Consider the following 14,261-nt stretch of genomic DNA (forward strand, 5'->3'; position numbering starts at 1 on the left):
AAAGCAGCATGAATAATATGGATACACACTTTTACACACAACTCTTGACATTACCCCTAGCGTGAGTAGCTCGGATTTCAATGCCACCCGTCCGAATTATCTAAGGACACAGAATAGTCACAAATGAGAACAGCCACTCCTCGTGATGAGAAGTGGCTGTTCCAATCTACTCTATTCTATCTGTCCGCAGTTCCTAAGGACACGCCACCGGTGGTGGACCACCAGTGAACAGATATGCCACCAAGTAAGTCAGGTCAGCTATATTGATCTCGCCATCGCCGTTTACGTCAGCTTCTTCCAGGCACGGAGGAGGTGGACCACCAGTGAACAGGTAGGCCACAAGGTAGGTCAGATCAGCAATATTGACTTCGCCGTCATCATCGACATTGCCGCGAAGACCCTCACAGCAATCGTCACCACCACTGAATTGAGGTGTCTCGGGAACTTCGTTGGCTTCGACCGAATCAACAGCCTCATTGTGCGCTTCTTCCCATGTTGCACCGCTCTTCAAAGCCTCAATGAAGGGGTACTCGTACTCACCATGAGCATCGGCACCTTCTTCACCGTTGCCGTAAGAATACTCACCCGCCTCGCACGCGGTCGCGTGTTCACCGACGCAGGCTGCCAGGTCATCAATGAAGCTACCACTGAAGCATTGATCCATCTCTGCCCGGCAGTTGTCCTTGGTCAAGCCCGTGCCGGGAGTAGCGATGAGATCGCTAATAAGGTCCGCCAACTCATCGTCTACAAGCGATCCGCCTACACCGAGTGATATAATGTCATCGACACCAATCATGCTGATACCACCGGTTCCATCAAGATCAGGGGCTGTCCAGTCATCGTCCAGTTTATCAATGTAGCCGTCGCCGTTGGTATCGGTTCCGACCAGTTCGTCCTCTTCGAAGATACCGTCGCCGTCGGCGTCATGATAAACGGTGGGCGGAGGTCCGTACCAGAATTGGAGATCGCCGAGGGTGTCTCCGTTGACATCAAGTGTTCCCTGTCCGCGGCCATCAAATCTCAGATCATTTTCGCTGATCCGATTGGCTTCATCGCCGCCAGGTGGGTCGACCTGACCGCCACACCAGCCCTGACCACCACCACCTTCGGGCTCTTCCCCAACGGGAACTTGGTGCGCTGCAGTGTGATTGCCGCCGCCGTGGGACGAGCTGTGGAACTGGAACTCAGTATCCGAACAACCACTGGCGATCATCTGCTGTTTGATGTATTCGAAGGCCTTTTGGACATTGTCTTCAGTGGCAGGAAAGGCCCCACCGCTGGTGAAGTTGCCTGCTCCGTCGGTGGTGCCGGCTGGAGCGTCGAAGTCTTCCAGACAAGCCGCCGGACCCAGCACAATGATGTTGTCCGGATCGACGTCGGCATAGTTCTTTTTGTAATCGTACTTCTGGTTGATGTCATTCACAAAATCATCGTCGCAGTAGCCGGTCACAAGAATCGCGAACTTACACGGATCAATCACTCTGTCACCGGTCCTCGGCGGTGGCAGAGGATTACGGGATGGAGCAGACGGTGACGGCGGTATGGCGACGCCCCGAATGGATACATCGTCAACTGTAATATTGGCGATTAACTCATCTTTAGTCATTTTTCCCACTTTAGGGAAGATTTCGGAGGTATAGTAACCACTGATTGTAATTGCCGTTCCCTGGGAGATGCCGGAGAGATCCCCATCAGGGTCGTTAAGCAAGACATGGTGATTCCAGAACTTGCCCGCTCTGGAATTAGCCTTTCTTATACTAGTCCAGAGTTCAACCTGCTGTTTTTTAATTATCAGGACACCGGGTAGCGCCGTCGCATAGCCCGCTCGTTCCTTCATAATCAGCGAAGCGTTCAATTTGGGGATAAAGAGCGTATCGATAATATGCACAAATGTTTCGATCGTGTCCGGAGACGAAGGCGCATTCGAGTTGATAATCAGGCGACCAGTCAGATCTACTTCGGTGCCGGGACTGTTGACGATGCCACCCTGGTTGAAACTGACGGTTACGGTGTCGGCATTGCCAAGTCCCGCCGGCACTACACCTGAATATGGACCTACACCCAGCCATCCGGCCGGTCCGGTGTCTTCCACGATGGATATGCTGTAGTTGAGGGTCGCGTTACCGGTGTTCTCGATTATCAATGATGTGTCGAACTGGACTCCGTGCTGAACCCACAGCCAACCGAATTCAACCGGATGGGGCACAACAATCGGCGTTTCAACCGGTTCCACACAAGCCAGACGGAACCACTCGACATCGGCTTCAGTGAAATTCCCTTCCTGGAAAGGAAGACCTGGAGGGCCGGTTCGATCATCACTTTTCCATCCCGGATTGGGCCATAGACCATTGGTATATGCGCCGGGACTCTGATCAAGGATGTACTGGACATCAAGGTACCAGTCACCAGCATAACTCGCTGACGGATCAATGATGGGAACCCCGCTGAAATTGCCTACGAAATCGGTACCGAACTTGGTCATCGACGGCCAGTTTTCAGAGGCGCACGGTCCGCCCACTCCACCAACTGAATCACATCCGGGAGTATAAGTGTAGGTCAGATTGCGAGCGAGGTCCCAGGTGAGTCCGTAGTTATCGGACACACAGACAAATAGATCACCGTTGGCGGCGCCATCGGGATAGCCGGGGCTACCCACAGCGGCGCAGTCATCGGTAAGACCATTGGGAACATCGTTAAACTGGACAAAGAGGCAATACAGTCTGCCATCGCACTCTGATATTGTCATCTTAGAGGCGTTTAGCATCCAGTAACCACCGTTACACATAGGCTGGTTCCAGAGGAACAGATGGACTGAGCGAATGAACGGATTGTCTTCGGACCAGTGAAATATCCGGCCACTGAGTTTGTACGGTGGACCGGTATTGTCCCACTCGCGCGAACCCCAGGCAACGTGAAAATCATTCTTCGAATCGATGAATGCTGAGAGATCAGTATATGGCCGATATGGCCGGCTGCCGTTATAGTTCTTCGTGATGTTCTGTCGAGGATTCCAGTTGTCACCATTGTTATATGTAATTTGATAGTAAACATCGTTATCGACCAGTGGGTGCGATCCACCCAAGCCGGAACAGGTATCGCCACCGTTACAGGGATCGGTAATATCATGCTTTTGCGCAATCCAGGTTATGGCGACTTTACCGTAGTCATCGGCGGCAATGTCGTGTCCCACAACGTAGACAGTATCCACACAATACGGGGGATTGTCCCAGGTCGCAGTTGGGCTGCCAACGGAACCTAGCAGGCGGTAATAGACCAGAGCCGCCGGATCGCCCGGTTCTGGTTCCCCTTCAAGGGCGATAACATGTAGGAAAGTATCGGCTGAAGGACCTTCCACGAGGCGGAATTTGGGCCAGCAAGCACCGTCCTCAGGGGGAGGAGGAGGAGTGACTGCACAGTAGTTGGCCAGCGCATTGGGAATCGAATCCTGGTAGGCGAAAAATCCGACGCCGGGCGCCCAATCACGGAAGAAAGTACTGTTGAAGTCACCACCGGTAGGCTTCAGATGTCCGCCCAACAATGCCTGGTTCTCAACTGTGATGTCAATGCCAACATAACCTCCATACAAATCATGAGGGGGGTGAACATCGATTCCCCCTGCGAAAACCAGGTTTCCTGCACCAGCATCCCACGCCTCATATCGGTACGTCCGGTGCGACAAGCACGAAGGATCACCTCCGGGCGTATAAGTCCATGTAAATTGCATCAACAATTGAGATGGATCTGAAGGCGTTATGCCGTAGTCGATCATCCGTCCCATCGAGCCGATCTGCTGCTGATCCCACCAGGTTGTTCCGATCTTTAATCCCACGCCACGGCTGGAACCGCCAGATGAACCCAGCGCCTGATCACCTGCTTCGGCGGGGAAAGCGTATTGTTGAGAGTTGATGACCTTAGAGTCTACAACTCTGTCGTCATCCCGAACATCCCCGGCTACTACTGCGGTCACGATCAGACCGCAAAGCAACGCTGCCATAAGATACATTTTAGCGAGTGACTTCATAGTGTTCTTCCTTGTCCATGCGTATATTCGGTTCAATTACTGTCGATTTCATGATTGATCGTCGCAGAGGGGAGTCCACTGCGCCCCATGTCAGAAGAACCGAGCGCGAGATCAAGTATGGTACCTCTTTTGGCAAACTGTAGCATCTGAGAAACAATTCATCGATGGGCGCAAACAGAAGTAACAATAGCAGACTCCTACCTTAATTTAAGTCTGCATCCATGGCATTATTATAGCGCTTGAAGTGTGAAATGTCAAGTGCCGGAATTGGATTGTTCGCTGACAGTTGGGCAGTGACCCAACCGAGGTTAGCAGGCTTCGTGAGCGTTACCCGTTGCGATAACCCTTCCTCTGGTTGGTTCGATGGTGGCGACCGGCATTGATGAAACTGTCAAAGTCGACCGCCAATATCTTTTGATGTATTCGTTTGGCTACATACTGACAACTTCGTTCAAAATGCATTCGATACACATCCTTGACCTCGAACATACAGATTGCTGCCATGTGACTGTCGAAATTCAACTCTCGATAAAACATTAGGTGTCTCCTTTGTGGGTCGTTGAAAACTCTAGGATACACCTTTTGTTTTTACACACTTCCAAAGATATTACGAGGTTCGAAACATGGAACAAATGGTCTTGACTCAGCCTCTTGTACCGACTACTTTTATCAAAACAGATACCATATTCAGGGAGTAATGACGTGACACAAATTCGTTACAGACAGATGGCAAGTTATATTGTGATTCTCTTTGGCATCTTCGCATTGACTTACCCTCTGTCCGCTGAACAAGCAGCTGTTGATCAGGATAAACCACTAACCCTCACTGAGGAGCCAGACGCTTTAAGCGGGACTATCATTCATGCAGATCTTCTTATTAGCAACTTCGAAGATCACCAAGCTGAGTTGTACATTAACGATATTCCAGTCGCAAGAGTTGGTGGCAAGTTGCAGTCTTGGGCATCGGTGCCTGTTCCGGAATTCTTGCTGGATGGAACCAACACTCTCTCCGTGGTCATTGGAATTGGTGCAACACCCGCAACTGCCAAGGCTGGACCAAGTGATGGTAAATGTAACCCACAGATGGAAGTGTTGGCCCGAATTGTGAGAATGAAGGATGGTGAAATGGCCGAACCGGGCTCCGGAGAAATGCTTGCAGAAATAAAGTGGACCGGTGAGAAAGCAGAACCTATGCCAACGGCTGTCTCCGCTGAAGTAGATTTGGGGAAGCAATTCGGAGCTTGGGCGTGGCAATCAGCTGATGTTCTCACACTTGACTCGACAACCTGTGAATCGGCTGCTCAGTTTATTTCAGGATTGAGTGCTGCGTATACCGGTGGTCAAGCTGACCCGATTATCAAGGTGGCTCAACCCAAGCATTCGGAAGTAGGCCGCGCCTATCCCGAATTTGGGGATATCTCTTTTGACGATATGTTCAGGGAACAGATGGAGATGACAGCCGAAGAGCCTAATTGGAAACCATTCGTTCTGCCACGGGATGAGTATGATCTTCGTCTGGTCGCAGATGGTCGTCTTATCGAAGCAATCGCAAAGAACTGGAGACCAATAATCCGAATGGAAGACGGTGACTATGCCTATCCGATGCTTATCGGTAAGATCAAAGGCGAATGGCAGATAATGCGGTGATCTTCATGTGGTGTCAACGTTGTAGCTCTGCGGTTCAGTTAGGGCGGGAGTATACTAAGTCTGAGTCGGAATGAAGGACGCTTTTGAGACTCTCGTTCCTAAAACATACGACCCCTTGGAAGAAAAGTGATGTCTGATCTGAAGTTCACGGTGTCAACAGACACCAAGCACGAGATAGAGTTGGACTCGACGTTGGAAAGCGCCATGTGGTGCAGAGGTACTGCTGTCGTGGGCCAACCTGTGAAATTCGAAGTAATCACTTCTTTTGTCGGAAATGGTGCTAAGATCAAGATCACCGGCATGACTAATAATGGTACGAAGCTCGGCAAGATCAGCGATAAAATCTCAAACAATGTGTTTGTCGGCGAGTTCGATGTTCCGGAAAATATAGAACTGGACGACGAAGCCTATTTCGAGGTGAAGCTCCCTGAGAACGACCTCTCGGGCGAATCGAATAAGATACCATGTGTCGCTCCCGCAGTAATCTCGAACATGCGATGGAGTGCTAGTGAAGCGAGACGCGGCGATGTTCTGACACTTTCGGCCGATGTCAAAAATGTCCACTCACAGACCGAAGTATTGATCACTATATACGAATACGACGAAGACGGCGCTCACGACAAGGTCACTGACTTTCCTGGGATTGTGCGGAGCAGCAGAGTTGAAGTGAAATGGGAGTATGAGTACTTCGAGGACGTTAACGAAGTACCGACTGAGGAAGAGCTTCAAAGATATGGTCGGAGCTACAATCCTCCGAGGTATTTCTTTACGATCAAGGTGAATGACATCGAGTACGGTAGAGAGCAGGAGTCCGGATTGCTCGCTTTCAAAGACTGGATCGAAATCAAAGTTCTCAACTATACAGGTAATGAGAATTACGTCCTCCATCTCGCAGACGGAAGTGAGCGAAGGGGATCATTCGGTGAAGATGGCACTGCGCGAGAAGAAGATGTTCCTCCCGGGAGATGCTCCATCGAAATTGAAAGAGAGAACTAATTCGATGAGAACGGTGTCCACAGTATGACTCTGCAGGGTACAACTGGCAGACAGCACGATGTAATCTTTACCATTCCGGCCATGATAATCTATCCTTCACTACTTACACCGGAAGTAATAGTGGGAACGCAGAGTTCAAGCGACATAGAGCTACTGCTGCTTTTGCGTGACGGCTTTGAATTGTCTCAAGACAATATCGATTATCAGGTGAAGATCACCAATGGGCTCGACCCCGCTAAGAATTTCTCCCTTGATCCTCTTTCACAACTGGACGGTTCGGTTGAAATATCCTTCCACAGTATACCTTTGGACGAAAATGTTCTGGCCACAGATGCAAGATTCAAGGGTATACTCGACAGTCAGTCACTACAGATGTTTAGAGATTCCGAATGGACTCAGCTCTTCAAAATATCCATAAGGAATACGCGACTTCTATCCGATGGTGTCAACAATCTGTTTTGGCTTTATCCTCATGACCAGAAATGGTATGAAATATCCCCCGGAAGTGCTCCTGCTACCGGATCGGGTGTCCCGACTCATACGCTGAATCGCGTCGAGTCGGGGCGTATCATATCTAACGAAATCCAGGATGAGCAGATCAGGCACGTACTCAGGAATTTGAATGGACCCAATATCGCCGAGAGAGGCGAATATTGTTTTCGAGTGACTGAAGATGATATAGATCACACCGAAGTAGATTTGATGAATCCGATTCAGGCATATCATCCTGTGATCTTTTATGAGCAAGCTCTGGAATATCTGAACATTGGGCACATAACAGACCTACACCTTGCCGCAAGACAGAGCGTACTGTCGAGATGTGAGGCGAGGGTGATTGAATATCCATTCGAGAACGCCATACCACCGTCCTCCGAGAGTACACCTCCATCATCGGAGGAACCTTCCGAAACTCAGTCTGAAGCAGCAGAGTCTCCTCCTCCTGCTCCTGCCCATGACATATATATTGTTCAAAGTGGTGACTGGCTCTCCAAGATAGCATCGCGATATGGTATGACCTGGCAGGAACTGTGGCACTACGACGGCGGAACCGGTATTCCGAACTCGAAGCGCCTCAGGAGTGGGGACCCTGACTTGATTTATCCGGGCGAAGAGATTGTCGTACCGCCCTCTTCTCCACCGGGACTGGGCGAGGATGTCCCCCGATTGCATGTTTCTCCGGACTCAGTTGCAATCGTAATACATTCGGGTGGTGCCTCAACGGGACCACAGCCGGTAACTATAGCAAACATAGGCGGCGGGACTCTGAATTGGAATGCTGTTTCGGCTGATGATTGGGCCAGCATCAGTCCGACATCAGGTGTCACCACACCCGAAACGCCCAACTCGGCTTTCGTGGACGTCAATGGCGAGGGAATGGAGCCGGGCACTTACTATTCTGAGATCACCGTCTCATCTGAGGAGGCTTCTAACTCGCCTCAGCAGATTGGAATAACGCTTATCGTCGCCGAACAAGAGCTTCCACTGGAGGATTCCCCCGGAATAGGCTCGATGCTCGAAGTCTCTACACGCATTATAAAGACATTGCTGGACAGAATAGGAGGTGATCCCGGAATCCATGCTCTCATGCTGACGGGAGACCTCATAGATTTCGTGAGAATGCTCTATCCTGACAAGACGAGCAGGACGGTAAAGCAGATATGGGATCAGGTTGCACTCGATGACTCATATGATTCGCGGTATCAGGATTACGTTGACAATATTGCGCTCTATTCGTTGATAGTGTACTTCTACAACAGGTACCAGAAGCCCGTATTTGCTGTTACCGGGAATCACGATGCATATGCGCTACCATATGGTATTTCACCCCGAGTAGCCGGGGTACGTGCTAACCCCGGCATTCCGGCAGATCACAATTTGACGATCTACGAGGCAACACTTGCTTTCGGAGAGACTTATGCGGAAGTCAAGGAGATGTTTACATTCCATTACGAGAGGCTTCAGTGGTTGTATACAGTGTTTAGTCCTTTCGCAGATTTTGCCGCAGGATTTCCCAGGCAGACTCTTATCGGAGTGTCGTGGGGAGATGAAGAAGATATTCTCGATTTCCCGGGTATCGATCAGGGATTTGGTCATCTTCCAAGAGCAGATGATCCGGTGACTGATACTCAGCTTGAACTGCTGAATCGCGCTATCGAAGATCAGAAAAACATAATCTTCACAAGCCATTTCACGTTCGTTAGTTATCTTGAGAGTATTCCTATGAATACGGCTGAAGAAGGCGACGTAGAATTCCAATCAGGCTGGGATGCAGACGATCATGATCAGGGAACCTTTGAGACTAACAGGCAGCCTCTCTATGAAGACCATCTTGTTAAGCGCAAGAGCATTCAAGTTGTATTGACTGGACATTCGCATCGACGGGGCTTCTACACGATAAACCGTGCGGATTACAGCGGCGACGATTCCGTAAAGACGAGCTACTATGATTTTTCCGATTATCCGGCGCTTCGAGCTACCGGCAGGAGATTAATCCCTGTGGTGATAGTGTCAGATTCTGCCGGGCCACATCCGCGGCTCAACAAAACCGGCGAGTTCAATGGCGTGGGAAGTGATTTCTCGGCGGGTTCAAAGATTTGCTTCGACTCAACCGGCGACGTCGACAGGATGGAACCTGTAACAGGCTCTGTGAGCCCGAGAATCGCTGTCGCGATTGACTACTACGACTTACTCGAAAACAATCCGACAGTCGGCCATCATGATCGAGTCATTGAGACATTTGAATCCGACAAGTTCCTTATTCGGGACGAGCATCGCGGTTTGATCGATTACCGGTTCAGTGTAGTCATCATGCAGCATATTCGCATTCTGGTGAATCTGGAAGATATTGTGATCTATGTCTTCGCTGCCGATGGAGAGTGGAAGAAGATTCCATTGCAACCCGAAGGCTTGAACCATTGGATAATACCACGGGGAAGAGATGCTCAGACGTTCTTCAATTTTGTTGCCGGCAACAATGAGAGATCGATCTTTATGTCGATTAAATTCAATCAGAGAAATGCTCTTGTATCACATTATGATTTTGACAGCAGATGGAATTTCGAGATCCAAATAGACTCAGACACATCTGGTGGTGGGATCTTCGGTACAGACACTCACAAAATTTACACAATTGAAAGAGATGTGGATCGAGCAGAGATACCCGACTTCGAATGGAGACGGCGATTTGAAAAATACTGTTAGACATTTGTGGGTATGGTTTGTACTTGCGGTCATGATTGGCATGGGAGGAGTTTCCTGTATGACTTCAGAATTGAGTGACAAGGAGAAGAGCGATCTCAAGGATATTAGAAAATTCAATGCTGAGATCGGTCAACGGGGATGGCATGTCGAGGATAAACTCATTGAAGAACTGGACATTTCAGGCATTGTATTGAATCAGTCGTCTCTACGGGCTATTGAATTCAGCAATGTCACATCCAGGGGTGCCAGAATCACCGGGTCGGAGCTCAAGGGGGTCAAATTCGCTTCCGGAGACTTCTCTAATTCACAGTTTGCAGATGTTCATTTCATTGAGTGCGAATTCGGAGGTGTATCGTTTGAGCGAAGCACATTCGACAACTGCTCTTTCGTAGACTGCAAAAGCGTTAGAGCAAGAATGAGCGATGCAGCCTTCAGAGGATGCTCATTTGACAATTGCTCTGATGAATCCGGTGTTTTCTCTCGGGTAGAATTCATTAACACCAGGATACTCAAACCGGACTGGCGCAACACAAGTCTCTATCATGCTAGATTCGACTCTACAGAGATTACAAACGGTAAATTGGAGCTGGTTGTCTTCGGAAATGCCAATATCGACGATTTGAGCATCTCCGAATCGAGTATCATCTCCTGCAGCTTTGGTGAAAGTAATATCAGAAAACTTCAGTTCGACAAATGCGAAAGCAGGAGCGCCTCATTTGGGAAGGCGAATATCCAGCAGCTGATATTTGTTGGGTGCAACGGATTCAATGGCCTAAACATCATTAATAGCGACTGCCAGATGGTGACGATTGAAAATTGTGAAAACATGTCAGAGCCCAAGATATTCATTTCCAGAGTAGATAGTCTCTCGATAAGTAATTGCAGTATTGCTTACCTCTACTGTGTAGATTCTGAATTTAGATCCGGGGGACAAATCAACGGCTGCAAGATATCGGGTGCTAACTTTCAGGGAGCGAAAATGACCGGCATCGCGATCAGCGACTCCGAATTCTCCGACTACCTGGTAATTTCAAATGCTATTATCAAGAATCTCTCGCTGACGGGTGTGACATATATGAGTGGCATTGAGGTTGACAGTCAAAACGTTAATTACATTGAGTCTGATAGATTTGCGCCTTTGTAATAGGATGGGAGCATGAAGAGCAGGTGGGCTAATGAGGAAATTAAGAATGCAGTAGTGACTGAAGAGATTAGGCTGAAGCGACATAGTGAAGACATATCATTTTAACCAATGAATGTTTCTTGTACGTGTATGTCTTCAGACAATCCGGACAAAGTGTAGTTGAAATCTAAGCCATAGTTTGAGCCCTGTCAATTGTCCTTCTGTAATTCAACGTGATCCATTGCCTCTGTCCGATATCTGTTCATCCAACTGAGTTTCAAGTTAAATATCACAAGGAGAGACTCATACTGCGCCAATCGCAATTCGGCCGCAGGATTCATCGGTTTTGTCCCGGATTGGAGCTAAGGACACGCTGGCGGTGCTGCAGCTCCGCCAAATAGATAGTTTACCAGGAAGGTCAGGTCGGCTATATTGATGCTGCCATCCCGGTTCATGTCTGCTGATTCCATTATAGGAGGAGGCGGACCACCGCTAAATAAGTAAGCGACGAAGTGTGTCAGATCAACAATGTTAATAGTACCGTCATCATTCATATCACCAGTCGTATGACCGACGATTGTAATGGTTCCGTCGACAGAGAAGCTCTCCAGGTCGTTGTACTCACCTGACACGTTGTGCAACTGGATGGTGGTATCAGCCAGCACTCCATAGGTAACAAGGAAATCTTCTACTGGGCACGTGATTTGGAAAACGTCACCATCGAAATCCGGGTGCGATGCTAACAGCTCCCAGGAAGTTGGAGTGATAGTCGCATTTATCAGCACCGACGAGGGATCGATATCACCACAGATGTATCCGCCATCGAGATTACCCAGACGGATGGTTGCCATCTCGGCGAACCGCAAACCCTGAAGAGGAAGCTGCATCAAGTCTGGTTCAATGGTAGTCATCTCCCCGGAGCAACCGACTCCATAGGCGCCTACCAGGGAATCACAAACGTTATATTCGGGTGCACAGGGTGAGGTCTCGAAGAGGTGGAAGTCGCCGGAGGTGGTATCACAAAACCAGGGGTCAGCCGAGAAGTTGCAGTAAACACCATATTGATCTGCAATGCAGTCGGTCCAGTCACCGCCCTGATTGCCATAAATGTCACATAACCAGAAGAACGGGTAGGCGTAAGGGGAGAGGCATGCCACCGCCGCAGGTCCTTCGTTAAAAGCGATGAGGCACCGATCAAAAACTGGTGAGCAGTACGACGCGACGGCCACAGCACCACCATAGCTGTTGCTGTGGCCGTAGAACGTGCAGTTCCTGGCGTGGGGAGAGGCATTAGCCATGTACAGCGCCCCGCCATTGCTACCGGCGTGGTTATCATCAAAAGTGCAGAAGGTCAGGTAGGATGTGTCGGAGCTGTACATTGTGGTATCGTTGCTGAAAAAATGTATGGCGCCCCCATTAGCCATGGCGGTATTGCGTGATACAACGCAGTCGGAAAGTGAAACGGACGAACCGGTGAAGATACCACCGCCGTTGTTGCCTGCCGAGTTGCTATCGAGCGTACACACCTCAAGGCGCAAAAGGGAATAAAGCTCAACGCAAGCTAAGGCGCCGCCCGAGTAGGCGTGGTTACCTCTAAGAACACAGTTGCGTATGGTGGGGGAAGAGCCGTCACAAAACATTCCCCCGCCATTTTGAGACTCGAAATAGCCATTGACGATGGTAAGGCCTTCTATGAAGGTGGTCGAATCCTCTCCCTGATGAAGATAGAACCCCCGGTGTTCCTCAGACGCACTGCCTTCACAATCGATAATGGTCTGTTCGGGTCCTGAAACAGAAGTTAAGACAATGGCTTTGCCGCGCAGTTCGATATCACGATTGCCGACGCCGGAGTAGGTTCCCGGTTCCAGCAGAACCGTATCAAGAGTTGAGCAAGAGTCAACCGCGGCCTGGATGTTGGGCGCATCGCCACTACCATCGGCAGATACTAACCACGCCCGCGCGGGCGTTCCACAGCCCACTCCCATCGCACCTATCAGCGTGCCGCAGCCGCTGAGAGCAGGAGAACCCGGCGAAATCTCGTCAATGTGATAGTCACCGGCGGCGGTATCGCAAAATAGTGGATCAGCTGAGATGTTGTTATTGTCGTTGTCTTGACCGGCGATGCAGTCAATCCAGTCCCCTCCAATGTTGCCATAGACATCGCAGCAAGCAAGTGTCGGGTAACAAGGTTCGCCTGTGTACTGGAGACACTTTACGGCCTGCCCCGGGCTGAAAGCAATGATGCAATTCTGTAGCGCAGGTGAGGACGAGCGTCCGCAGTAGATCCCTCCCCCGAAAAAAGTGCAGTTTGTCAATGTGGGTGAGCATGAGCGATAGAGCGTCAGATCGTTGCTATTAAAACCGGTATTACTGATAAAAACACAGTTCTCAAATATCGGAGAGCATTCAATCACGCAGTAAATACCGCCGCTACCGCCCCAACTGAAATTGGTTTCGAAGCGACAGTCGGCTAAACTTGGAAAGGAGTTGTCCTGCATATAAATCGCCCCGCCGGAGTGTCGGGAGGTGTCACAATAAAACAGGCAACCTGACAGAACCGGCGAAGACTGATTACAATGCATGCCACCGCCCCATAAGTAGGCATAGTTGGTCTTGATGACGCAGTTAACCAGACTTGGTGAAGCGTCGTCACAGGAGATACCGCCGCCCATCATGGCCCAGGAGTCTTCAATGATGCAGTCAACGACGGTCGGGGAAGCGGAGTCGCAGAGCATGCCACCGCCATAGGTGATGGTGGTGTCATCAATGTACATGTACCCGTTGCGAATTGTAAAGCCCTGTACCACGGTCATGAAGTCCTCACCCGTGTTGAAAATGAACCCACGGTGTGGGTTTGTGGAATCGCCTTCGCAATCGATGATAGTCAACTCCGGGCCACTCAAGGATTTCAGTACTACGGCCCTGCCGCCAAAGTTGATGTCGCGGTTACCATCGCCGGTGTATACGCCGTCCGCAACGAGGATGGTATCAAGATACTCTTCTGCGGAGTCTATTCCTGACTGGATGGTTGGTTGATCGGCCGGCACATGTATTATGGTTGCCTGGACAGGGGCCACAATCAACATCATTACTGTTAAGACTAGAATTCGCTTCATCTCTACGTTCCTCTCCTGATTATGATCGCCAGAGAGGCGCTCTTGGGGTACACCCAATAATATACATAGGAGAACGTATTGGGGCAAACGGAAACTGACTACCCCTCGATAGAGAAATGTCACACAGTGTGAGAGGTTCTGTGAGTGTGAGTAGCGA

The 14,261-nt window shown here is 49.8% G+C and carries 8 protein-coding genes; 4 read left to right on the plus strand and 4 right to left on the minus strand.

Annotated features, from left to right (window positions below):
- Positions 1-193: 193 nt before the first annotated feature.
- From KOO62_05300 to KOO62_05310, 3 genes are all read right to left on the minus strand, one after another.
- Positions 194-4,021 (minus strand): dockerin type I repeat-containing protein, encoded by a 3,828-nt coding sequence (locus KOO62_05300; protein ID MBU8933406.1) that lies wholly within the window; start codon positions 4,019-4,021, stop codon positions 194-196.
- The gene (locus tag KOO62_05305) at positions 4,005-4,208 is read right to left on the minus strand and encodes a hypothetical protein (protein ID MBU8933407.1); all 204 of its coding nucleotides are present in this window, start codon (positions 4,206-4,208) and stop codon (positions 4,005-4,007) included. The genes KOO62_05300 and KOO62_05305 overlap by 17 nt, the downstream gene beginning before the upstream one ends.
- A 140-nt stretch (positions 4,209-4,348) precedes the next feature.
- Positions 4,349-4,558, minus strand: a complete 210-nt coding sequence (locus KOO62_05310) for a hypothetical protein (protein MBU8933408.1) — start codon at positions 4,556-4,558, stop codon at positions 4,349-4,351.
- A 189-nt stretch (positions 4,559-4,747) separates the two neighbouring features.
- On the opposite strand from KOO62_05310, the gene KOO62_05315 reads away from it, so the two are divergent.
- The 4 genes from KOO62_05315 (at position 4,748) to KOO62_05330 (ending at position 11,009) form a co-directional block, all read left to right on the plus strand.
- Entirely contained in the window at positions 4,748-5,668 is a 921-nt protein-coding gene (locus KOO62_05315) for a hypothetical protein (GenBank protein ID MBU8933409.1), read from the plus strand.
- Between the two features lie 129 nt (positions 5,669-5,797).
- Positions 5,798-6,664: a hypothetical protein gene (locus tag KOO62_05320; protein ID MBU8933410.1), complete on the plus strand. Its 867-nt coding sequence runs from the start codon at positions 5,798-5,800 to the stop codon at positions 6,662-6,664.
- A 24-nt stretch (positions 6,665-6,688) separates the two neighbouring features.
- Positions 6,689-9,865 (plus strand): metallophosphoesterase, encoded by a 3,177-nt coding sequence (locus tag KOO62_05325; GenBank protein ID MBU8933411.1) that lies wholly within the window; start codon positions 6,689-6,691, stop codon positions 9,863-9,865.
- 58 nt (positions 9,866-9,923) lie between these two features.
- Complete coding sequence (locus KOO62_05330; protein ID MBU8933412.1) at positions 9,924-11,009, plus strand: pentapeptide repeat-containing protein; 1,086 nt, start codon at positions 9,924-9,926, stop codon at positions 11,007-11,009.
- A gap of 341 nt (positions 11,010-11,350) precedes the next feature.
- Here the strand turns inward: KOO62_05330 and KOO62_05335 are convergent, their stop codons facing one another.
- On the minus strand, positions 11,351-14,104 hold the full coding sequence (locus KOO62_05335) for a hypothetical protein (GenBank protein ID MBU8933413.1): 2,754 nt from the start codon (positions 14,102-14,104) through the stop codon (positions 11,351-11,353).
- Positions 14,105-14,261: the final 157 nt, after the last annotated feature.

The organism is Candidatus Zixiibacteriota bacterium, from assembly GCA_019038695.1.
Taxonomy (GTDB): domain Bacteria; phylum Zixibacteria; class MSB-5A5; order GN15; family FEB-12; genus B120-G9.